Here is a 22,557-nt window from a genome sequence, read left to right as displayed (position 1 = left end):
TGGAAATTGGCGAAATCATGGTTGCACACAACCCCGGGAGCCGGCCAATCGCGAACCGGCCGGTCGGGTTGTGCTTGAACGGTCGGTTTTTACAGGCCCATGCGTCGTTTCGCCCGGTGCACGGAACTGTCCCGTACCGCCCAGCGCAGCATCGGCGTGCTGCGCTTGACGCTGGCACGAATCAGTTGGCGTTGCAGCGGGTTCTGATTGACCTCGAGCATGGCGCTGGCCCAGTCCGGCAGCAGGTCGATGCCGGCCTGCATCATCAACGAACCGAAGGGTTTGGCCAGGCGGCTGGGGGCTGGGGCCGCCAGCAGCAGGCGCAGGACCTCCCGGCTGCGCTGGTCGCAGAGCAGTTGGGGGCGCATGGCCTGCAGGTAGTCGGCCACGGCGCGTCGCGAGCGCGGCACGTCCCGGGCTCCCAGGCGTTCGGCGATCAGGGCGATCTCGTCGTAGTAGCGATCCTGGTCAGCCCCGGAAAGATGAGGGTTGAGGTAACGCAAGTGCGCAGCAAGAAAGCTGCTGACCTCAGCCACGTGAACCCAGGTCAGCAGATCGGGGTCGCTGGCAGCATAGGGGCGGCCATCGGGGGCGGTGCCGACTATGTGCAAGTGAATGCTGCGTACCTTGTCGATCAGCCATTCGGCGTCCTGGCGGGAGCCGAAGGTGGTGCCGGAGATGAACTGCCCGGTGCGGCGCAGGCGGCCGATCATGTCCTGGCGAAAGTTCGAGTGATCCCAGACGCCGGCCAAGGCCAAAGGATGCAGGGCCTGCATCAACAGGGCGCTGATGCCGCCGATCAGCATGCTGCTGAAGTCGGCGTGCACCTGCCAACTGACGGACCCCGGCCCGAACAGGCCGGGGTCACCTTTGGGATGTTCCAGGTCGAGTTGGCCCAGAGACAGGCCGGACAGGCTCATGACCTGGCTTTCGATGCGGCTGCGAATGAATTCCATGACAGCTCGGTGTGGCTATTTAAAGGTGTGGCTATTTAAAAAAGAAGCGCGGCGGATGCCGCGCCGGTTTCAAACGTTCAGGCGTTTGTCGATCAGGCCGTCCACCACGCTGGGGTCCGCCAGGGTCGAAGTGTCACCCAGGGTATCCAGTTCGTTGCAGGCGATCTTGCGCAGGATACGCCGCATGATCTTGCCCGAGCGAGTTTTCGGCAGGGCCGGAGCCCACTGGATCAGCTCCGGCTTGGCGAAACTGCCGATCTCGCGGCAGACCAGGGCCAGCAGTTCCTTCTTCAGTGCCTCGTCGGGCTCGACGCCCTGCATCGGTGTGACGAAGGCATAGATTCCCTGGCCCTTGAGATCATGGGGGTAACCGACCACCGCCGCTTCGGCGATGCTGTCGTGCAGCACCAGGGCGCTTTCCACTTCGGCGGTGCCGATGCGGTGCCCGGAAACGTTGATCACGTCGTCGATGCGCCCGGTGATCCAGTAGCTTCCATCCTCGTCGCGCCGGGCACCATCACCGGTGAAGTAATAGCCGGGGTAGGGAGCGAAATAGGTTTCGACCATGCGTTTGGGATCGCCATAGACGCTACGGATCTGCGCCGGCCAACTGGCCTTGATTGCCAGGATACCGCTGCCTGCCCCATGGATTTCCTTGCCCTGGTCGTCCAGCAGCACCGGTTGTACGCCGAACATCGGGGTCGAGGCGCATCCGGGCTTGATCTGCCGGGCGCTGACCAGGGGGCTGAGCATGATGCCGCCGGTTTCGGTCTGCCACCAGGTATCGACAATCGGGCAGCGTTGTTCGCCGACCACGTTGAAATACCACTCCCAGGCTTCCGGGTTGATCGGCTCGCCGACGCTGCCGAGCAAGCGCAGGCTGGCGCGGGAGGTGTTCTGTAGCGGGGCGCTGCCTTCGCGCATCAGGGCACGCAGAGCGGTGGGCGCGGTGTAGAAGATGTTCACCTGATACTTGTCCACCACCTCCCAGAAACGCGAGGTGCTGGGGTAGCTGGGCACGCCTTCGAAGATCAGCGTGGTCGCGCCGTTGGCCAGGGGGCCGTAGAGGATGTAGCTGTGGCCGGTGACCCAGCCGACGTCGGCGGTGCACCAGAAGACTTCGCCGTCGCGGTAGTCCAGCACGTACTTGAAGGTCATGGCGGCCTGTAGTAGGTAGCCGCCGGTGGTGTGCAGCACGCCCTTGGGTTTGCCGGTGCTGCCGGAGGTGTAGAGGATGAACAGCGGGTCTTCGGCGTCCATCGGCTCGGGGGCGCATTGGTTGCTGGCGCCAGCCACGGCCTGTTCATAGGAAATGTCGCGATCTGGCACCCAGTTCACCGGGTTGCGGGTGCGTTCGACCACCAGCACGCTGCTGACATCCGGGCAACTGAGCAGGGCCTTGTCGACGTTGCTCTTCAGCGGAATCAGTTTGCCGCCGCGCACGCCTTCATCGGCGGTGATCACGGTGCGGCAGTCGGCGTTGAGAATGCGGTCGCGCAGGGCCTCCGGCGAAAAACCGCCGAACACCACCGAATGCACCGCGCCGATCCGGGTGCAGGCGAGCATGGCGTAGGCCACTTCGGGAATCATCGGCATGTAGATGCACACCCGGTCGCCCTTCTTCACGCCACGGCTTTTCAGCACGTTGGCCAGGCGGCAGACCCGGTCGTGGAGTTCCTGGTAGGTGATGCGCTGGGAGTCTGCCGGGTTGTCACCTTCCCAGATGATCGCCGCCTGATGGCCGCGTTTTTCCAGATGACGGTCGATGCAGTTGTAGCTGACGTTGAGTTGGCCACCGCGAAACCAGTTGGCCTCGCCGGTGCGCATGTCGTGGCTGTGGACGCTGTCCCAGGGGCTGCTCCAGTGCAGGAAGCGCCTGGCCTGCTCGGCCCAGAACTGGTCCGGTTGCTCAATGGACTGGCGGTAGAGGTGGTGGTAGTCGTCCTGACTCATTTGTGCCGCCCGGCGGACGGCATCGGCTTTCGGAAAAGTGCTGATATCGAACATGACGGTTCCTTATTCTTGTTTTGCGACAAGTCATAAGGGTGCGCACAAGTGCCGGGAAGGTTCAAGTGGGGAAGGGCCGGGGCCCGGACAGGAGCCGGTGTGGCCGGCTCCTGAGGTGACAGGGTCGATCAGCCGCGGTGACGGCCGCGGAAGTAGTTGATCAGGCCTTGGGTCGATGCGTCGTCGGCCAGGGTTTCGTCGCTGCCGACCAGACGGTTGTAGACGCCTTTGCCCAGCTCCTTGCCCAGCTCCACGCCCCACTGGTCGAAGGCGTTGATGCCCCAGACCACGCTTTGCACGAACACCTTGTGTTCATACAGCGCCACCAGTGCGCCAAGGCGCCGCGGGCTGATGCGCTCCACCACCAGAGTGTTGCTCGGACGGTTGCCGGGAATCACCTTGTGCGGTGCCAGTTTCGCGATTTCGGCTTCGCTCAGGCCTTTCTCGCGCAGTTCGCTCTCGGCTTCGGCGCGGGTCTTGCCCAGCATCAGTGCCTGGCTCTGGGACAGGCAGTTGGCGTACAGCCATTGATGGTGGTCGGCCACCGGGTTGAAGCTGACGATCGGCACGATGAAGTCGGCCGGAATCAACTGGGTGCCCTGGTGCAGCAACTGGTGGTAGGCATGCTGGCCGTTGCAGCCCACGCCGCCCCAGATCACCGGGCCGGTATCGGTGGCCACCGGAGTACCGTCCTGGCGCACGCTCTTGCCGTTGGATTCCATGTCCAATTGTTGCAAGTGCTTGGTGATGTTGCGCAGGTAGTGGTCGTACGGCAGGATCGCGTGGCTCTGCGCGCCCCAGAAATTGCCGTACCACACGCCCAGTAGCGCCAGCAGCACCGGCATGTTCTGTTCGAATGGGGCGCTCTGGAAATGCTGGTCCATGGTGTAGGCACCGGACAGCAGTTCCTTGAAGTTGGACATGCCGATGGCCAGGGCGATCGGCAGGCCGATGGCGGACCACAGCGAGTAGCGCCCACCGACCCAGTCCCACATCGGGAAGATGTTCTCTTCGCGAATGCCGAAGGCCACTGCCGCCGCATTGTTGCTCGACACGGCGATGAAGTGGCGGTGCAGTTCGGCCTCCGAGCCGCCCTGGGCCAGGTACCAGGCCCGTGCTGCCTGGGCGTTCTTCAGGGTTTCGAGGGTATTGAAAGACTTGGAGGAAACGATGAATAGCGTAGTTTCTGCACGGATTTTCGCAGAAAGCTCATGGAATTCGCTGCCATCGATGTTCGCCAGGTAATGGCAGCGCACGCCTTTCTGGGCGTAGGACAACAGCGCTTCGGAGACCAGTTCCGGGCCGAGGAAGGAGCCGCCGATGCCGATGTTCACCACGTCGGTGATGGGCTTCTCGGTGTAGCCGCGCCACAGGCCGTCGTGGATGCGGCCCACCAGCTCGGTGATCTGGTTCAGTACCTTGTGCACTTCTGGCATCACGTTGACACCGTTCACCGACAGCTTGTCGCCCACCGGGCGGCGCAGTGCGGTGTGCAAGGCCGGGCGGCCTTCGGAAGCGTTGACCAGTTCGCCGGTGATCATGGACTTGATGGCGTCTGAGAGGCCGACTTCCTTGGCCAGGTTCACCAGCAGGTCGCGGGTTTCGCTGGTGATCAGGTTTTTCGAATAGTCGAGAAACAGCCCGCAGCTGCTCAGGGTGAATTGGCTGAAGCGCTGCGGATCGGCATTGAACGCCTCGCGCATGCTGAAATCCTGCATGGCTTGGCGGTGGTCTTTCAACGCTTGCCAGGCGGGCAGAGCGGTAACGTCATGAGGAGTGCGGTAGTACGCCATCGCTGCGGTTTTCCTTTTGCTTGAACTGCCTTTTGGACACTGAAAAGCCCGGAACGTCCTGCGCGGTCTCAAGGACCCGTTGGGCCGGCCTTGTGCTGATACGTTTAATCACTCGGGGGGATAACAGTAACCCCGGCGTGCTGTTCTGTCTTGGCTTTGTCCGACTGGTGGCCAGTACTATTTTGTACTCAGCGGGCCTGCCTGGTCTGGATTCGGGTTTTCAATGGGTAGAAATAGGGGGAAGCGTCAGGCGACCTGATCCGCAATCGCAGGGCTGGTAAGGCTCTGCTCATTGCCAGGGGCCATGTGCAGCATGCGCGGCCTGGAACCGAGCGGTTCGGCTTCACTGCAGGGAGCATAGGTACAGAGGGTCGCTCGATCACCGACCTTGGCCTTGAACATGATGGTGTACATGGGGTGTTCCCTGGGGCGGATCCTTGAACGGGGCCCGCAGTCATGGGCTGCAGGCCCCAGCCGGCGGCAGTTTGCCCGAAGGTTGGAGTTCGGGCAATCGGGCGTTCATGCCGGTGTGTCGAGGTCCAGGTGCAGGTTGTCGATCAACCGTGTCGCGCCCAGATAGGCTGCCACAAGAATCACCAGTTCACGGTCTTGCGCGGTGGCTGGACGCAGGTTCTGTGCCTGGCGGATTTCCAGGTAGTCACGGCGCAGACCGGCGGCTTCAAGCTGCTGCTGTTGTTCGGCCACAAGCTTGGGATAGTCGCGTTCGCCGTTCCTGATGGCCTGGGCAATCTGGCTCAGGCTGCGGTACAGCACCGGGGCGATAGCGCGCTGCTCTTCGCTCAGGTAGCCGTTGCGCGACGACAGGGCGAGGCCGTCGGCGGCACGTACCGTTGGCTCACCGATGATCTGGATCGGCATGTTCAGGTCGTGCACCAGGGCCCGAATCACTGCCAACTGTTGGTAGTCCTTCTGGCCAAACACCGCGAGATCGGGCTGGACCATGTTGAACAGCTTGCTGACCACTGTAGCCACGCCTTCGAAATGCCCGGGACGGCTGGCGCCGCACAGGCCTTCGGACAGCTGGGGAACGCTGACCCGGGTCTGCCCGGCCATGCCGTCGGGGTACATTTCTTCGACGCTGGGGGCAAACAGCAGGTGGCAACCGGCTTCCAGCAATTTTTCCTGGTCGGCGGCGAGGGTGCGTGGGTACTTGTCCAGATCTTCGCCGGCACCGAACTGCAGTGGGTTGACGAAGATGCTGGCGACCACGAAGTCCACCCGCTGGGCGGCTTTGGCCACCAGGGCGGCGTGGCCACTGTGCAGGTTGCCCATGGTGGGCACGAAGCCGATCCGCTTGCCCTCACTGCGCGCGCGCGCGACCGCGGCGCGCAATTCGCGCACGGTTTTGACTGTATTCATGCAGAGAACCCGTGTTCGGCGCCAGGGAAGGTGACGGCTTTGACTTCTTCGACATAGGCGCTCAAGGCGGCCTGGATACTGTCCTTGCCTGCCATGAAGTTCTTCACGAACTTCGGCGAGCGACCACTGAGGGACAGCCCCAGCATGTCGTGGAGCACCAGGACCTGGCCGTCGGTAGCATTGCCGGCACCGATACCTATTACCGGGATCTTCACCGCCTGGGTGATTTCCGCCGCCAGTTCACTGGGCACGCACTCCAGCAGCAGCATTGCCGCGCCGGCCTGCTCCAGGGCGATGGCATCGGCACGCATCTGCCGTGCCTGGCTTTCATTGCGGCCCTGGACCTTGTAGCCGCCCAGAACGTTCACGGTCTGTGGCGTCAGCCCCATGTGCACGCAGACCGGCACTCCACGCTCGTTCAGCAGGCGCACCGGCTCGGCCAGCCAGGCTGCGCCTTCGATCTTGAGCATATGGGCGCCGGCCTGCATCAGCTGGGCCGAGCTGCTCAGGGCCTGTTCAGTGGTGGCGTAGGACATGAATGGCAGGTCGGCCAGGATCAGTGCCCCGTTGTTGCCGCGCTTGACCGCCGCGACGTGATAGGCCATGTCAGCGGTGCTGACGGGCAGTGTGCTGTCGTGTCCTTGCAGCACCATGCCCAGGGAGTCGCCTACCAGCAGGACTTCGACGCCTGCCTCGCAGCAGGTGTGGGCGAAGGTGGCGTCGTAGCAGGTCAGCATGGTGATTTTCTCACCTTTCTGCTTGAGGCTTTGCAGGGTGGTCAGAGTGATATCTGGCATGAAAGGGGTCCTCATTTCAGGCGCTTTGGAAACTACTGCGAGTAACGCGCGTGATTCTTCGTTATTCAGGCGCACGGTCTTTTGTCGTGCTTATACAGCCTGGTTCCAAGCGATTTGAACGGGCTTGCGGGAGTCGCGCCTGTGGCGTCGGGCCCATCATTCTGTGCCCAGAAGAGGTGCCATGCCAGCGGGTGCCACCGCCGTTGCACAACTGCCCCTGCCTGGCGTTTCCCGGGCTCGCCGCGAACCGACTTCACTTGAATTGCGCCCTTTAGCGCCGTGATGGCGGCAACGGGACGCCTATAGTCGTGAGGAGAACTCGGGAAGTCAATTAGATGTGTTACCGCATTGTTACGCTGCCAGTGTTACCGCCGTTACTGATGCGTTTCAGCGGTCAGGCCAGGCGTTCCAGGCCGACAAATGGGCAGGCAGCGAGCAGTTCGTGCAGGGTGCGGCCGTCAGCCAATTGCAGGTCGGCAGGGGCCAGTTCCGCCAACGGGTAGAGCACGAAGGGGCGCGCCTGCATGTGGTAATGGGGGACTTTGAGGCGGGGTTCGTCGATCAGTCGATCGCCGAACAACAGGATGTCCAGATCCAGGGTACGTGGGCCCCAGCGCTCATTTCGCTCGCGGCCTTGCTGGTTTTCGATGGCCTGCAAGGCGTCCAGCAGGGCTAGCGGCGCCAGCGCGCTGTCCAGCGCCGCGACGGCGTTGGTATAGCGTGGCTGGCCTGGGAGCAATGAGTCGCTCTGGTAGAAGGCCGATACGCCGTGCAGGCGGCTTTCGGGCAACTGCGCGAGGGCCTCGGTGGCACTGCGCAGTTGTGCTTCAGGGGCTGCCAGATTGCTGCCCATGCCGATATAGATGCGTTCCATCTATTACTCGCCCGATGCGCCGCTGCTGCGCTTACGCTTGGCACCGCTGCTGCGCCGGCGCTTGCGTGGCGCGCCACTGGCGTCTTCCTTGCCGCTGAGGTCGCGGATCATGTCGCGGCGTTCGGCGTCATTGGCGTCCTGATAGTCGGTCCACCATTCTCCCAGGCCATCGGTCTGCTCGCCGGCGCTTTCGCGCAGCAGCAGGAAGTCGTAGCCGGCGCGGAAGCGCGGATTGTCCAGTAACTGGTCGGCGCGCTTGCCGCTGCGCCGTGGCAGGCGTTCCTGCATATCCCAGATTTCGCGGATCGGCATGGTGAAACGCTTGGGAATAGCGATGCGCTGGCACTGTTCGGCGATCAGCTCGTGGGCGGCTTCCTGCATGGCCGGAATCGGCGGCATGCCACGCTCCTGCAGGCGCAGCACTCGGGCCGGCAGGGCTGGCCAGAGCAGGGCGGCGAACAGGAAGGCTGGGGTCACCGGCTTGTTCTGCTTGATCCGCAGGTCGGTGTTGACCAAGGCTTCGCTGATCAGCGTATGGGTGTAGGTCGGGTTGTACTCCAGGGCTTCGGCGCTGGCCGGGAACAACGGGTCGAACAGTTGCAGGTCCACCAGCATTTCGAAGGTGTCCGCCGCGTAGCCGGAGAGGAACAGCTTGAGCACTTCTTCGAACAGGCGCGCCGAGGGGATCTCCCGCAGCATCGGTGCCAGTTCGCGGATGGGCGCGGCAGTGTGTTTCTCGATGCCGAAGTTCAGTTTTGCTGCAAAGCGTACTGCCCGAAGCATACGTACCGGGTCTTCCTGATAACGCTGGCGAGGATCGCCGATCAGGCGGATCAGGTTGTTACGAATGTCGTGTACGCCATTGGCGTAATCGAGAATGCGTTCGCTGACCGGATCGTAGTACAGGGCATTGATGGTGAAGTCGCGACGTTGCGCGTCCTCTTCCAGGGTGCCATAGACGTTGTCCCGCAGGATCCGCCCGCTTTCGTTGCGCGATGACTGGTTACTGTCCTCGTCGTCTTCGTTTTGCGGGTGATTGGCGCGGAAAGTCGCAACTTCGATGATTTCGCGACCGAAGTGGATGTGCACCAGCTTGAAACGCCGGCCAATGATGCGCGCGTTACGGAACTCGGCCTTGACCTGTTCCGGCGTGGCGCTGGTGGCGACGTCGAAGTCCTTGGGGGTGATATTGAGCAGCATGTCGCGCACGCAGCCACCCACCAGGTAGGCCTGGTAGCCGGCGTTCTGCAGGCGTTCGACGATATTCACCGCATACCGGCTGAACTGGGCACGTTGCAGCGAATGCTGGCTGCTATTGAGCACTTCAGGCGTGCTGCGTTTATGTTGCGTACGACGCAAGGGAGAACGGAATGACTGGAACAGCTTCTTCAGCATGGGATGCACTGTTTGAAGGAATATTCGGCCAAAACGAAGAGTGGCCGCATGATGGGCGGGGATTCTAGCATTTAGTCGAAGGATGGTGTAGGAAGCTGCCGCGACTTGTACAGGCTGGCGCTGAGCTGCGGTTTGGCGAGGTTGGATGGGGGCGGGGGAGTGAAAACACGAATTCCGGAAACCACAAGGGGAGCCGAAGCTCCCCCAGAATAGTTGCGTGCTCTATTTTTATTATTGGTTTCGGGCTTCTTGTTTTTGTTAAACGCCCTTGTCATCTGGTTTACCCAGGATGACCCTCCCAATCGGGAGCCAAGAGCAAACGGATTGCTTTGATCGCTGAGTTGCAATGACCTTTCGATCCAACCAGTTCAGGCTCTGCCTTAGGGCAGTTTTTGTTGTTCTCGGCCTGGTTGTGGGGCAAGCCCCAAATACAACGCCTCTCCAAAAGAATCAGTTAGCTGCGCCTCCGCCGTGTTGTTTTTATTATGCGTGAGTCGATTCGTCTTATTTTTATTGTCTTGTGCATTGCTTGTTATTGTTCTTGTACCAAACATATAGCAGGTGCCGTGCCAACTTTTGCGATCCCCAGTAAAACAAGGGGTTAGGCGTGCCGTTGGGTGTTTTTCAGGGCAAAAAAAACCGGGGCTTCGTTACCTTTAGCCCCGGTTCCTGTTACGTGCGATGGAGCAGGTAACAGTTTTTTTCACAAAAGCGAGTGTTACCCGCGTTTTCGTCAGCCGTAGTTCAGCTTTCGCTGGCGACCCCGCTCTTGCGCCGTGGGATGCCCAGGCGCTGACGACGTTCCCACAGGCACTTGCGGCTGACGCCCAGTTTGCGTGCCAGCTCGGTCTCGGTCATGTGGTCCTGGTGTTCGAGGACGAAGTGCTGGAAGTAGTCCTCCAGGGACAGGTCTTCGGTCGGTTCGTGGCTGGTGTTACCCGCTTGTGGGGGCAGGCCGACGAAGTCGTCGTCTTCCAGGTCGCTCAGTTCGATGTCGATGCCCAGCAGGTCGGCCGAGATTTCCGGGCTTTCGCACAGAATGACCGCACGCTCGACAGCGTTCTCCAGTTCGCGCACGTTCCCCGGCCAGGAGTAATGGCGGATGGCCTGTTCTGCATCGGCGGCGAACTTAAGGTCCGTGCGGCCGACGCGCGCGCTCTGGCGGGCCAGAAAGGCATTGGCAATTTCATTGACGTCTGCACCGCGCTCACGCAGGGCCGGCAGTTTCAGGGCAATCACGTGCAGGCGGTAGTACAAGTCTTCACGGAACTGGCCTATTTTCGACAGGCTTTTCAGGTCGCGGTGAGTGGCTGCAATCAGGCGCACATCGACTTTCTGTGACTGTACCGAGCCGACACGGCGGATTTCGCCTTCCTGCAGTACTCGCAGCAATCGCGCCTGCGCCTCCAGCGGTAGCTCGCCAATCTCGTCGAGGAACAGGGTGCCGCCGTCCGCAGCTTCTACCAGGCCGGCACGGCCGGCGCTGGCCCCGGTGAACGCGCCTTTCTCGTGGCCGAACAGTTCGGACTCGATCAGGGTTTCCGGAATGGCTGCGCAGTTCACCGAAATCATCGGTGCCTTGGCACGCTTGGACAGGTTGTGCAGGGCCCGGGCCACCAGTTCCTTGCCGGTACCGGATTCACCCTGAATCAGTACATTGGAGTCAGTGGGCGCCACTTTGCGGATCTTGCTGTACAGATCCTGCATGGGAGCGCAGGAACCGATGATGCCGATTTCGCCATTGTTGTTGCCCGCACCGGCCCGCTCCGCAGTGGCGCCAGCCTTGGCGGCCGGACGGTCTGGCGGGGAATTTTCGGCGCTTTGCCGATCCCGCAGGATCCGCGCCACGGCCTGGAGCATTTCATCGTGATCGAACGGCTTGGCGATGTAGTCCACCGCGCCCATTTTCATCGAGTCCACGGCTGAGCGCAGGCTGGCGTAGCTGGTCATGATCAGCACCGGAGTGCCCTGGCCGAGCTTGATCAATTCGGTGCCCGGGGCGCCTGGCAGGCGCAAGTCACTGACGATCAGATCGAAAGTGGGAATGCTGAAGCGTTCCTGTGCCTCCTGCACTGAGCCGGCTTCGCTGACCTGGTACTGGTTGCGTTCCAGCAGGCGGCGCAGGGCGGAGCGGATAATGGTTTCGTCTTCGACGATCAGAATATGCGGCATTGATTCAATTCTCTCGACGGTCTCAGTTCACAGCGGACGTCGCTTCGACATGACGCGGTAAAGTCACCCGGATACGGGTGCCGCGTTGGCTTTGAGGATCGGCCGGGCTGTCGATGGTGATTTGTCCATAATGCTCTTCAACGATGGAATAGACCAGTGCAAGGCCCAGACCGGTGCCTTCCCCAGGGTCTTTGGTGGTGAAAAACGGTTCGAATAATCGGTCCATGATGTTCTTCGGAATGCCGCTGCCTTCGTCCTCCACGATCAGGTCGACCGTGTGCTCGAAAGCCTCGCTCTTGACGCGTACCGCGCTGCCAGGAGGGGAGGCGTCGCGGGCGTTGGAAAGGAGGTTGATCAGTACCTGGGCAAGGCGCTGGGGATCACCGTCGACCCAGTGGTCGGGATCGCACAGGTTGAAGAACTGCACCTCGAAATTGCGCCGGTTCAACGCCAGCAGGCCAATGGCGTCCTGGGCCACTTCGGCCAGGCACACCGACTCGTCGTTGTGCTGATGGCTGCCAGCGTGGGCGAAGCTCATCAGCGACTGGACGATGCGCGAGATGCGTTTGGTCTGTTCGAGGATCTGCTCGCTGATTTCCGTCAGTTCGCCGTCCTCTTCCCGTTCTTCGCGCAGGTTCTGCGCCAGGCAGGCGATGCCGGTAATCGGGTTACCGATCTCATGGGCCACCCCGGCCGCCAGGCGCCCGATGCTGGCCAGGCGTTCGGAGTGCACCAGCTTGTCTTCCAGGGTCTGAGTTTCGGTCAGGTCTTCCACCAGCAGTACCAGGCCGCTGTTGCCCGGGGCCAGAGGCTCATCGATGGCGGCCTTGTGCAGGTTCAGCCAGCGGGTCTGGCCATCAAGGGCCAGGTGCTGTTTGTGCAAGTGTTCGTCCGGCAGGTTGATAAAGCCCTGCAGCAGGTCCTTCCACGGGTTGGTAATGGTGCTCAGGCGTGAGCCCACCACGTGCTGGGCTGGTATACCGGTGAGCTCCTCCATGGCCTTGTTCCACATGAGGATCTCCTGGTCCTTGGCCAGGGAGCAGACCCCCATCGGCAGCTCTTGCAGGGTTTGCCGGTGATAGCGGCGCAGGGCATCGAGCTCGGCGGCCAGGCCGGTGAGGCGTGAGTGGTAGTCCTCCAGCCGGCTTTCGATGAAGTGGATGTCCTCGGTGACGTAGTTTTCTCCACCGGCCTTGTAGGGCAGGAAGGTTTCCACCATGTCCTGGGCGACACTGGGGCCCATCAATCCGGACAGGTTGGCTTCGATGCGGTCGCGCAGGCGCCGCAGGGCGTAAGGGCGGCGTTCGTCAAAGGGCAGATACAGATCACGCAGGGCCTGCTCCACTTCCTTCTGGGCTGCCTTGGCCCCCAGCGGCTTGGCCAGTTGGGTGGCGAACTCCTGGGGCGAGGCGGCGTGCAGTTCCCGGCGTTGTGGACGGCGCACGTTGTCCACGGCACAGGCTTCGGCGGCGCTGGCCTCCTCGGTGCTGGCATTGGTGAACAGCGAGATCAGGGTGAACATCAGGACGTTGGCCGCCAGCGAGGCAATGGCCGCCATATGCCAACTGGTGTCGTCAAGGACGTAGATCATGTTCAGCAGCGGGATGTAGAAACCCTGCAGGTTGCCGATCAACGGCAGCAGCATGGTCACCAGCCACACCAGGATCCCCGCCAGCAGGCCAGCGATGAAGCCCCGGCGATTGGCAGTCGGCCAGTACAGCACCGACAGTACGCCCGGAAGAAATTGCAGGGTGGCGACGAAGGCCACTATCCCCAGGTTGGCCAGGTCCTGCTCGGCGCCCAACAGCAGGTAGAAGGCGTAGCCGGCCATGATAATGGCGACGATTAGGGCGCGGCGGGTCCACTTCAGCCAGCGGTAGATGTTGCCTTCCGCCGGCGGTTGGTAGAGCGGCAGCACCAGGTGGTTCAGGGCCATCCCCGAGAGCGCCAGGGTGGTGACGATGATCAGGCCGCTGGCGGCCGACAGCCCGCCGACATAGGCCAGCAGAGCCAGGGCCGGGCTGTTGGCGGCGATGCCGATGCCCAGGGTGAAGTATTCCGGGTTGGTGGTAGCGCCGAGCTTGAGGCCAGCCCAGAGAATCAGCGGCACTGCCAGGCTCATCAGCAGCAGGAACAGCGGCAGCCCCCAACTGGCGCTGACCAGGGCGCGAGGGTTGAGGTTCTCGGTAAAGGTCATGTGGTACATGTGCGGCATGACGATCGCCGAGGCGAAGAACACCAGTAGCAGGGTGCGCCACGGGCCTTCCTGAAGGGGTGTATGCAGTGCGGCGAGGGCAGTCTGGTTCTGCAGCAGCCAGAGTTCCAGTTGTTGCGGGCCGTCGAATACCCCGTACAGCGCGTACAGGCCGACACCGCCAATGGCGATCAGCTTGATCACCGATTCGAAGGCAATGGCGAACACCAGGCCTTCATGTTTTTCCCGGGTGGCGATATGCCGCGAGCCGAAGAAGATCGTGAACAAGGTGATCAGCGCGCAAAAGCTCAGCGCCACCCGATGTTGCACTGGCTCGTGGGTGAGAATGCCAATGGAGTCGGCCACGGCCTGGATCTGCAGCGCCAGTAATGGCAGCACGCCGATCAGCATGAAGATCGTGGTCAGCGCACCGGCCCAGGTACTGCGAAAACGGAAGGCGAACAGGTCGGCCAGGGATGACAGCTGGTAGGTGCGGGTGATTTTCAGGATCGGGTAGAGCAGTACCGGTGCCAGCAGGAAGGCCCCGGAAACCCCCAGGTAGCTGGACAGAAAGCCATAGCCGTACTGGTAGGCCAGGCCGACCGTGCCGTAGAACGCCCAGGCACTGGCATAGACCCCGAGTGACAGGGTGTAGGTCAACGGGTGGCGAATGATCGAGCGGGGGATCATCCCGCGCTCACTGATCCAGGCAACGCCGAACAGCACCGCCAGGTAGGCGGCGCTGATCAGGATCATCTGGGTCAGGCTAAAGCTCATCGGCATCTTTTTGGCTCTGCAGGATGAAGGTCACGACGATCAGAATCAGCCAGAGCAGATACGGGCGATACCAGGCGCCAGTAGCATCGATCCACCAATCCATGATGGCGGGGGAGAACAGATAGATCCCCACTACCAGGAGCAGGACCAAGCGATAGATGTACATCTCGGCCTCTCTTTATTGTGTGCGTGCCCGAAAACGTGCGGCGATGGTAACGGATGGGCGCCAAGCTGCAAGTGGCGTCAGCTTAATTGCGCTTCCGGCACGCTCAGTGTGCGTGGAATCAGGGCGGCATCCCAATGGGCCATGCCCCAGGCCATTATCTGCGCGACGCTGGCGCCATCGAGGTCCGTCGGTGGCTTCTGGCCCAGTGCCCGCAGGGCGCGCAGCAGCAGGGGCGGGGCCTGATCCTCGGTCAGCGGGGGCGAACGGTAGGACTTGCCCAGTTTGTGCCCGTCCGGCTGGGTGATCAGTGGTACATGCAAGTAGCGGGGCTGGGAAAGGCCCAGCAGTTCCTGCAGGTACAGCTGGCGCGGTGTGGAATCCAGCAGGTCGGCGCCGCGCACAATATCAGTGATGCCTTGCCAGGCATCGTCGAGCACCACGGCCAGTTGGTAAGCGTAGAGACCGTCGCGGCGGCGGATCACAAAATCCCCCACTTCCCGGCCCAGATGCTGGCGGTATTCGCCCTGGACCCGATCGACGAAGCGATACTCCAGTTCGGGTACCCGCAGGCGGATCGCGGCGTCGTCCTGGGCGTGGCCGAGGTTGCGGCACAGTCCTGGGTAAATGCCGTGGTAGGGTTCCAGCTGTTTGCGCGAACAGGTGCAGGCATAGGCCAGGCCCTGCTGGAACAGGCGATTGAGGATTTCGCCATAGGCGTCGTGGCGATCGCTCTGGCGGATCATCTGCCCGTCCCATTCGAAGCCGTAGCTTTCCAGAGCCTTGAGAATGGCCGCCTGGGCACCGGGCTCTTCCCGGGGCGGGTCAAGGTCCTCCATGCGCAGCAGCCAGCGGCCGCCGACGGCGCGGGCATCAAGATAGGAGGCAAGCGCGGCAACCAGAGAGCCGAAATGCAGATAGCCGCTGGGAGTGGGGGCGAAGCGCCCGATGTATGAGAAAGAGGTGGAGGCAGTCATGGAGCGGATGTTACTTCGTCTGGCCCCGGGATGACGATGGTGCCGGGGGATCGCTTTGGCGAGCGGGCTTGCTCTTGCAGGGTAGGCAGAAACGAAAACGGAGCGTGGGTACGCTCCGTTTCAGGTTCCAGTCGGCGATTATTTGCCGACTTGTTTTTCCTTGATTTCCGCCAGTGTCTTGCAGTCGACGCACATGTCGGCGGTTGGGCGGGCTTCCAGCCGGCGGATGCCGATCTCGACGCCGCAGGATTCGCACCAGCCGTATTCTTCGTCTTCGATCAGTTGCAGGGTCTTGTCGATCTTCTTGATCAACTTGCGCTCGCGATCACGGGCCCGCAGTTCGAGGCTGAACTCTTCTTCCTGGCTGGCACGGTCAGCCGGGTCGGGGAAGTTGGCCGCTTCGTCTTTCATGTGATCAACAGTGCGGTCGACTTCCTGCATCAAGTCCTGTTTCCACTTGTTCAGGATCTTGGTGAAGTGCTCGCGCATGGGCTTGCCCATGTACTCTTCGCCCGCAGTTTCAACGTAAGGTTCAAAACCGCTGATCGATTGAATCTGTTGCTTTGCTTGGGTGGGCATGAATGGACCGCCTCTACTCTTGTAATCCATTGCGCAGGATTGCTCCATCTCCGACACTTGCCGGCCCTGCGGCTGCAAGCGGGCGAACTTACCAGATCAAACCAGAGCGCGCTACTCCCGGTTGTCGAGCCTATGTCCTGCTTCGTCCATGGATATGGGAAAAGTCTGACATGGCTTGTTGATCGGTTCGTTCAATCATTGATTTTAGTCAAGTCTGCGGGTTGTGTTGGCGCCAGTTGGCGCAAGCAACAGACCGCTCGGATCCGCCTGGGTTCTCCCGGGCTTGATCAGATGGGTAGAATCGGTCCTTTGCTCCCCCCTCGAATCAATGAAGGACGGCTAATGGCTCAGCCCTACAGTGCGCGTAGTCGCGCTATCGAACCTTTCCATGTCATGGCCTTGCTGGCCCGCGCCAATGAGCTGCAAGCCGCCGGGCATGATGTGATTCACCTGGAAATCGGCGAACCGGACTTCACCACCGCCGAGCCGATCATCAAGGCCGGGCAGGCCGCGCTGAGCGCCGGCAAGACGCGCTACACCGCAGCCCGCGGAATTCCCGAGCTGCGAGGGGCGATTTCCGGCTTCTATCAGCAGCGTTACGGCCTGGACATCGATCCCGAGCGGATCATGATCACCCCCGGTGGTTCCGGAGCCCTGTTGTTGACCAGCAGCCTGTTGGTGGACCCGGGCAAGCACTGGCTGCTGGCGGACCCGGGTTATCCGTGCAACCGGCATTTTCTGCGTCTGGTGGAAGGGGCTGCGCAGTTGGTCCCGGTGGGGCCGGATGTGCGTTACCAACTGACGCCGGACCTGGTGGAGCGCTATTGGGATCAGGACAGCGTGGGCGCCCTGGTGGCCTCGCCGGCGAACCCCACCGGCACGGTCCTGAGCCGGGACGAGTTGGCGGGTTTGTCCACCGCGATCAAGGCTCGCAACGGGCATCTGGTGGTGGACGAGATCTACCATGGCCTGACCTATGGCACCGATGCCGCCAGCGTTCTGGAAGTGGATGACAGCGCTTTCGTCCTGAATAGTTTCTCCAAATATTTCGGCATGACCGGCTGGCGCCTGGGCTGGCTGGTAGCTCCGCCGGCAGCCGTGGGTGAACTGGAAAAGCTGGCACAGAACCTCTATATCAGTGCGCCGAGCATGGCCCAGTATGCTGCGCTGGCTTGCTTCGAGCCGCAGACCCTGGAGATCCTCGAGGAGCGCCGCGCCGAGTTCGGGCGCCGCCGGGATTTCCTGCTGCCAGCCTTGCGTGAGTTGGGCTTCGGCATCGCTGTGGAACCTGAAGGGGCGTTCTACTTGTACGCGGACATCAGCGCCTTCGGCGGTGATGCCTTCGCCTTCTGCCGGCACTTCCTGGAAACCGAGCACCTGGCCTTTACCCCTGGCCTGGACTTCGGCCGGCACCAGGCTGGCCATCATGTGCGTTTTGCCTATACCCAGAGCCTGGAACGCCTGCAGGAGGCGGTTGAGCGTATCGCCCGTGGCCTGCAGAGCTGGCACGCCTGATGCGCTTCGATCCTCCCCTGGAAGAGGGGCGTCTGCTGCGTCGGTACAAGCGCTTCCTGGCGGACATCGAAACCACCACCGGCGAGCTGTTGACCATCCATTGCCCCAATACCGGCTCGATGCTCAATTGCATGGTCGAGGGCGGGCAGGTGTGGTTCAGCCGCTCCAATGACCCCAAGCGCAAGTTGCCGGGCACCTGGGAAATCAGCGAAACCCCTCAAGGCCGCCTGGCCTGCGTCAACACCGGGCGGGCCAACGGGCTGGTAGAAGAAGCCTTGCGGGCGGGGCTTATCAGCGAGTTGAACGGCTTCACCGGGCTCAAGCGCGAGGTGCCTTACGGGCAAGAGAACAGCCGTATCGATTTTCGCCTGGATTACCCGGACGGTCCGGCGTACGTCGAGGTCAAAAGCGTCACCCTGGGGTTCGATGGCACGCCGGTGGCAGCGTTTCCCGATGCCGTGACCCAGCGCGGCGCCAAGCATCTGCGGGAACTGGCGAGCCTGGCCCGGGCGGGCGTGCGGGCGGTTCAGCTGTATTGCGTCAACCTTTCGGGCATCGACGCGGTGCGGCCGGCGCAGGAGATCGATCCGGGGTACGCCGCTGCCCTGCGCGAAGCCCGCGCGGCGGGGGTTAAGGTGCTGGCCTATGGTGTGTGCCTGACGGCCGAGCAAGTGTGCATCGACCGGCGTCTTGAAGTGTTGCTCGGGGATTAGAGGTCCACCCAGATCCCCTTGCTGTCTTCATGGCAGCCGATGCTCTCCAGGAACTGGCCGGCGCAAGGTCCGGCCACGCACTCTCCGCTCTCGATCAGAAACAGGGCGCCATGGGTGGCGCACTGGATCAGGCTGGCGCTGGGGTCGAGGAACTGGTCAGCCTGCCACTCCAGCGCCACTCCCCGGTGCGGGCAGCGATTGGCATAGACATAGGCTCGCTGCTCGCGCCGCACGGCGAACAGCTTCAGCCCCGAGAGCTGGAAGCCCCGGCTGCCGGCTTCGGGCAGATCGTTGCCGGCGCAAAGAAATTTCATGGCTATCCTCTTGGTCCGAAGGCTCTGCGTCCAGGCTGTCACAGTTTCTTTCCGGCTGCAGGATGAAACATGTCGGCGCTTGACGGCTAAATGAAAACAATTATCAAATGGCCGCCCCGCCCGTTACGGGACGCTTGTTCCTTTCGATGCCCGGCCTGTCCGGCATGTCACATGGACAGCAGCTGCGCGGGCCCCCACTTTAATGAAGGAAATGTTCTTATGCGCCTGAGTGCCTGCGCCATTGCGTTCTGTGCCGGATTGCTGGTGAGCCAGTGGGCCGCCGCTGATGAGTTGCCGCAGCGTTGGGTCAGTGCCGGTGGGGCCTTGTCCGAGTGGATAACGGCTCTGGGGGGCGAGTCCAAGCTGGTGGGCGTCGATACCACCAGCCAGCACCCGGAGTCGCTCAAGGCGCTGCCGAGCATCGGCTATCAGCGTCAGTTGTCGGCCGAAGGCATTCTCAGCCTGCGGCCGCAGATTCTGGTGGGTACCGAGGAGATGGGGCCGCCGCCAGTGCTTTCGCAGATCCGTAGTGCCGGGGTCAAGGTCGAACTGTTTTCCGCCCAGGCCGACTTGCCGACCTTGCAAGCTACCCTGCAGCACCTGGGGCTATTGCTGGGTCGAGAAGAGCAGGCCGGGCAACTGTTCCAAGGCTATCAGCAACAACTTGGGCAGCAGCAGGCCTGGGTCGCCCAGGCTCAAGCGCAGCACGCGGCGCCCGGGGTGCTGTTGTTGCTCGGGCATGCCGGCGGCAAACCCCTGATCGCCGGCAAGGACACCGCCGCGAATTGGCTATTGCAACAGGCCGGTGGGCGCAACCTGGCGACTCATACCGGCTATAAGCCATTCTCGGTCGAATCCCTGGCGGGCTTGAATCCGGATGTACTGGTGTTCTCCGATCGCAGCCTGACCGGCGATGCCGCTCGTGCCGCACTGTTCAAGGAGAACCCGGTGCTGGCATCCACACCGGCGGCCAAGGCCGGGCGGGTGGTGGAACTGGACCCGACCTTGCTGGTGGGAGGCCTGGGCCCTCGCTTGCCTGATAGCCTGAAACGCCTCTCCAGCGCCTTTTATCCCCAGGCCAAGCCGGCCCAATGAATCGTCTGGTCAAGCCTCGAACACTGTTTATCGGGCTGGGCGTCCTGTGCCTTGTGGCGATCTGGCTGTCCCTGGCCCTGGGCCCTGTCAGCCTGCCCTTGTTTGATACCTTGCGTGCCGCCTTGCACCTGCTTGGATTGCCGATCGACGGGCAGGGCCTGGAGCAGGCGGAACTGATCCTGGGACAGATTCGCTTGCCCCGGACTCTGCTCGGTCTTGCGGTGGGCGGAGTTCTGGCGCTGTCCGGGGTCGCCATGCAGGGGCTGTTTCGCAACCCCCTGGCGGACCCGGGGTTGGTGGGGGTTTCCAGTGGTGCAGCATTGGGTGCGGCCATCGCCATTGTTGGCGGCTCGATGTTCGGCGGCCTGCCAGAGGCTGTCGGCCCTTATTTGCTCTCCCTGTGTGCCTTCCTTGGCGGCCTGGGGGTGACGGCGCTGGTGTATCGCCTGGGGCGGCGCAACGGGCAGACCCATGTGGCAACCATGCTGCTGGCGGGGATTGCCCTGACGGCGCTGGCCAGTTCGGCGGTGGGGTTGTTCACCTATCTGGCGGACGACGCCACGTTGCGCACTCTGACTTTCTGGAACCTGGGCAGCCTGAATGGTGCCAGTTACCAGCGCTTGTGGCCCTTGCTGCTGGTGACCGCCGCGGTTGCGCTGTGGCTGCCGCGCCGGGCCAAGGCGTTGAATGCACTGCTGTTGGGCGAGTCCGAGGCCAAGCACCTTGGCATCGATGTCGAAGGTCTCAAGCGTGAGCTGGTGTTCTGCACCGCGCTGGGTGTGGGCGCTGCCGTGGCGGCGGCGGGAATGATCGGTTTTGTCGGCCTGGTGGTGCCGCATCTGGTGCGCCTGTTGTCCGGTCCGGATCACCGGACCTTGCTCCCGGCCTCGATCCTGGCCGGAGCCAGCCTGCTGCTGTTGGCTGACCTGGTGGCGCGCCTGGCGCTGGCGCCTGCCGAGTTGCCCATCGGTATCGTCACGGCCTTTATCGGTGCGCCATTCTTTCTGTACCTGTTGTTGCGAGGGCGTGCCTGATGCTGCGAGTCGAGAACCTGCATGTGCGGCGCGGAGGCAAAGACGTCCTGGCTGGCATCGACCTGCAGTTGCTGCCGGGCGAGGTGCTGGGAGTCCTCGGCCCTAATGGTGCAGGTAAAAGCAGCCTCTTGGGGGGCTTGAGTGGTGAACTGGCGGCTCATCAGGGACAGGTGCTGCTGGATGATCAGGAACTGGCTCATTGGTCGGGCGCCGAGCGTGCGCAGCGCCTGGCAGTGCTGCCCCAGGCTTCGAGCCTGGATTTCGCCTTTCGTGTGGAGGAGGTGGTGGCGCTGGGGCGTTTGCCCCATCAGACCGGGCGCGTGCGTGACGAGGAAATCGTCAACGCTGCTTTGAATGCTGCCGATGTGGCGCACCTGTCGGGGCGCAGCTATCTCGCGCTGTCCGGCGGCGAGCGCCAGCGGGTGCATCTGGCGCGGGTCCTGGCGCAACTGTGGCCGGGCCAGCCAGGGCACAACCTGCTGCTGGATGAGCCCACTTCTGCACTCGACCCCTTGCACCAGCACGTCACCTTGCAGGCCATTCGAGCCTTCGCCGACCGCGGCGCGGCGGTGCTGGTCATCCTGCATGACCTGAATCTGGCTGCGCGTTATTGTGACCGGGTCTTGTTGCTTGAAGGCGGCCGCCCGCATTCATTGGGAACACCGACCGCAGTACTGCGGCCCGAGCCCTTGAAGGCGGTGTTCGGCCTGGAAGTTCTGGTGCAGGAGCATCCCGAACGCGGGCACCCGTTGATCATCGCCCGCTGAGGCGAAGCCCGGAGAGACCTGATGCGCGTATTGCCATTGTTGCTGGCCATGCTGCTGGCCGCCTGTCACAGCATGCCGGGGATCCTGCCGCCGCCGGTGGCTTCGGCGCCCGGCAGTATCATTGAGCTGCGCAGTGCCCAGGCGCTGACCCCTGTCGAACTGGTAGGGCGCCTGGCACGGGCCCCTCGAGTGATCATTGGCGAGCAGCATGACAATCCCGATCATCATGCCCTGCAACTCTGGCTCTTGCGCTCCATGGCCCGGGAGCGGCCACAGGGCAGCCTGTTGCTGGAAATGCTCAACCCGGATCAGCAGCCAGAAGTCGATGGGGTAAAACGCTCCATTGATGGGGGGCGTTTGCCTGATGACCTACCCGGCAGGTTGGCCTGGCAATCAGGCTGGGATTGGAGCCTCTACGGCCCGTTGGTGGGTTTTGCCCTGCGTCAGCCCTATCCCTTGCTCGCTGCCAATCTGGATCGCCAGGAGGTGCGTGCCATTTATGCACGGGCGCCCGTCCTGACCGGCACACGGAGCAACGCACCGTCGGTGATCGAGGCATTGGCCGGGCAAATCCGCGAATCGCACTGTGGCTTGCTGCCGGAGAGCCAGGTGCCGGCAATGCGGGCGGTGCAGCAGCAACGGGACCGACGCATGGCTGAACAGCTGCTGGCGGCTCCGGCTCCGGCCCTGTTGCTGGCCGGGGCGTTTCACGGTCGCAAGGATCTTGGCGTGCCCCTGCATCTTGCCGATCTGGACCGAGGCCAGGAGGTGGTGGTGTTGATTCTGGCGGAGCAGGGGCATCAGGTTGCCGCGGCATCGGCCGACTACGTCTGGTATACGCCGCCCCAGCCCGCCAAGGACTATTGCGCGCAACTGAGGCCCTGATCGGAGGGCTTTTCTGCGGGCAAAAAAAGACCCGGCAAGAGCCGGGTCAAATAACCGTGATTAGCCTGATGAGGAGATAATCTGAGAGTCCGAACCACTGGTCTTCCAGGTTATCGACTGATCTCGCGACCAGTTGTGATAATCATAACGATTCTCATTTCGAAGTCAAC

Annotated in this window: 19 protein-coding genes and 1 pseudogene; 6 read left to right on the top strand and 14 right to left on the bottom strand. The window is 62.5% G+C overall.

Translation table 11 applies throughout. The features are described 5' to 3' along the window. Nucleotides 1-89: 89 nt before the first annotated feature. From ABCR88_RS28065 to dksA, 13 genes and pseudogenes are all read right to left on the bottom strand, one after another. Entirely contained in the window at nucleotides 90-956 is an 867-nt protein-coding gene (locus tag ABCR88_RS28065; protein ID WP_011063515.1) for an oxygenase MpaB family protein, read from the bottom strand. Between the two features lie 69 nt (nucleotides 957-1,025). After that, entirely contained in the window at nucleotides 1,026-2,963 is a 1,938-nt protein-coding gene (gene acs / locus ABCR88_RS28060) for an acetate--CoA ligase (RefSeq protein WP_350403723.1), read from the bottom strand. 128 nt (nucleotides 2,964-3,091) lie between these two features. After that, on the bottom strand, nucleotides 3,092-4,756 hold the full coding sequence (gene pgi, locus ABCR88_RS28055; protein ID WP_011063513.1) for a glucose-6-phosphate isomerase: 1,665 nt from the start codon (nucleotides 4,754-4,756) through the stop codon (nucleotides 3,092-3,094). 246 nt (nucleotides 4,757-5,002) lie between these two features. Continuing rightward, nucleotides 5,003-5,152 (bottom strand): annotated as a pseudogene (locus ABCR88_RS28050) (aspartate 1-decarboxylase); the annotation flags it as partial. 123 nt (nucleotides 5,153-5,275) lie between these two features. Beyond that, complete coding sequence (panC, locus tag ABCR88_RS28045) at nucleotides 5,276-6,136, bottom strand: pantoate--beta-alanine ligase (protein WP_041119923.1); 861 nt, start codon at nucleotides 6,134-6,136, stop codon at nucleotides 5,276-5,278. Further along, a complete protein-coding gene (gene panB / locus ABCR88_RS28040) occupies nucleotides 6,133-6,933 on the bottom strand; it encodes a 3-methyl-2-oxobutanoate hydroxymethyltransferase (protein ID WP_011063511.1) in 801 nt (266 codons plus the stop codon). Before panB ends, panC begins: the two co-directional genes overlap by 4 nt. Before the next feature lie 394 nt (nucleotides 6,934-7,327). Beyond that, on the bottom strand, nucleotides 7,328-7,807 hold the full coding sequence (gene folK, locus ABCR88_RS28035) for a 2-amino-4-hydroxy-6-hydroxymethyldihydropteridine diphosphokinase (protein WP_015637060.1): 480 nt from the start codon (nucleotides 7,805-7,807) through the stop codon (nucleotides 7,328-7,330). A 3-nt stretch (nucleotides 7,808-7,810) separates the two neighbouring features. Beyond that, nucleotides 7,811-9,202 carry a polynucleotide adenylyltransferase PcnB gene (locus ABCR88_RS28030; RefSeq protein WP_011063509.1) on the bottom strand — a complete coding sequence of 464 codons (1,392 nt, stop codon included), beginning with the start codon at nucleotides 9,200-9,202 and terminating at the stop codon, nucleotides 7,811-7,813. Between the two features lie 744 nt (nucleotides 9,203-9,946). After that, nucleotides 9,947-11,374, bottom strand: a complete 1,428-nt coding sequence (locus tag ABCR88_RS28025) for a sigma-54 dependent transcriptional regulator (RefSeq protein WP_041119922.1) — start codon at nucleotides 11,372-11,374, stop codon at nucleotides 9,947-9,949. Nucleotides 11,375-11,396: 22 nt separating this feature from the next. Next, nucleotides 11,397-14,351 (bottom strand): sensor histidine kinase, encoded by a 2,955-nt coding sequence (locus ABCR88_RS28020; RefSeq protein WP_171820733.1) that lies wholly within the window; start codon nucleotides 14,349-14,351, stop codon nucleotides 11,397-11,399. Continuing rightward, nucleotides 14,335-14,511, bottom strand: coding sequence for a hypothetical protein (locus ABCR88_RS28015; protein ID WP_003176118.1), 177 nt, complete (start codon nucleotides 14,509-14,511; stop codon nucleotides 14,335-14,337). The genes ABCR88_RS28020 and ABCR88_RS28015 overlap by 17 nt, the downstream gene beginning before the upstream one ends. Nucleotides 14,512-14,588: 77 nt before the next feature. Beyond that, complete coding sequence (gene gluQRS / locus ABCR88_RS28010) at nucleotides 14,589-15,485, bottom strand: tRNA glutamyl-Q(34) synthetase GluQRS (RefSeq protein WP_350403722.1); 897 nt, start codon at nucleotides 15,483-15,485, stop codon at nucleotides 14,589-14,591. A 138-nt stretch (nucleotides 15,486-15,623) separates the two neighbouring features. Then, nucleotides 15,624-16,064 (bottom strand): RNA polymerase-binding protein DksA, encoded by a 441-nt coding sequence (gene dksA / locus ABCR88_RS28005; protein ID WP_011063504.1) that lies wholly within the window; start codon nucleotides 16,062-16,064, stop codon nucleotides 15,624-15,626. Between the two features lie 342 nt (nucleotides 16,065-16,406). On the opposite strand from dksA, the gene ABCR88_RS28000 reads away from it, so the two are divergent. Continuing rightward, entirely contained in the window at nucleotides 16,407-17,579 is a 1,173-nt protein-coding gene (locus ABCR88_RS28000) for a pyridoxal phosphate-dependent aminotransferase (protein WP_011063503.1), read from the top strand. Continuing rightward, nucleotides 17,579-18,292 (top strand): DNA/RNA nuclease SfsA, encoded by a 714-nt coding sequence (gene sfsA / locus ABCR88_RS27995; protein WP_350403721.1) that lies wholly within the window; start codon nucleotides 17,579-17,581, stop codon nucleotides 18,290-18,292. Before ABCR88_RS28000 ends, sfsA begins: the two co-directional genes overlap by 1 nt. Here the strand turns inward: sfsA and ABCR88_RS27990 are convergent. Beyond that, entirely contained in the window at nucleotides 18,289-18,606 is a 318-nt protein-coding gene (locus tag ABCR88_RS27990; RefSeq protein WP_350403720.1) for a Rieske 2Fe-2S domain-containing protein, read from the bottom strand. The genes sfsA and ABCR88_RS27990 overlap by 4 nt on opposite strands. A gap of 219 nt (nucleotides 18,607-18,825) precedes the next feature. On the opposite strand from ABCR88_RS27990, the gene ABCR88_RS27985 reads away from it, so the two are divergent. The 4 genes from ABCR88_RS27985 to ABCR88_RS27970 are packed head-to-tail and all read left to right on the top strand — an operon-like array spanning nucleotide 18,826 to nucleotide 22,387. Further along, the gene (locus ABCR88_RS27985; RefSeq protein WP_232644480.1) at nucleotides 18,826-19,701 is read left to right on the top strand and encodes an ABC transporter substrate-binding protein; all 876 of its coding nucleotides are present in this window, start codon (nucleotides 18,826-18,828) and stop codon (nucleotides 19,699-19,701) included. After that, nucleotides 19,698-20,735 carry an iron ABC transporter permease gene (locus ABCR88_RS27980; RefSeq protein WP_350403719.1) on the top strand — a complete coding sequence of 346 codons (1,038 nt, stop codon included), beginning with the start codon at nucleotides 19,698-19,700 and terminating at the stop codon, nucleotides 20,733-20,735. Before ABCR88_RS27985 ends, ABCR88_RS27980 begins: the two co-directional genes overlap by 4 nt. Next, a complete protein-coding gene (locus tag ABCR88_RS27975; RefSeq protein ID WP_011063498.1) occupies nucleotides 20,735-21,502 on the top strand; it encodes a heme ABC transporter ATP-binding protein in 768 nt (255 codons plus the stop codon). Before ABCR88_RS27980 ends, ABCR88_RS27975 begins: the two co-directional genes overlap by 1 nt. Nucleotides 21,503-21,523: 21 nt before the next feature. After that, the gene (locus ABCR88_RS27970) at nucleotides 21,524-22,387 is read left to right on the top strand and encodes a ChaN family lipoprotein (protein ID WP_236204209.1); all 864 of its coding nucleotides are present in this window, start codon (nucleotides 21,524-21,526) and stop codon (nucleotides 22,385-22,387) included. Nucleotides 22,388-22,557 lie beyond the last annotated feature (170 nt).

Origin of the sequence: Pseudomonas sp. W17 (genome assembly GCF_040268305.1) — a bacterium.
Lineage (GTDB): Bacteria > Pseudomonadota > Gammaproteobacteria > Pseudomonadales > Pseudomonadaceae > Aquipseudomonas > Aquipseudomonas protegens.
The sequence above is the reverse complement of the archived record's forward strand: the minus strand, read 5'-3'. Positions and strand labels throughout refer to the sequence as shown.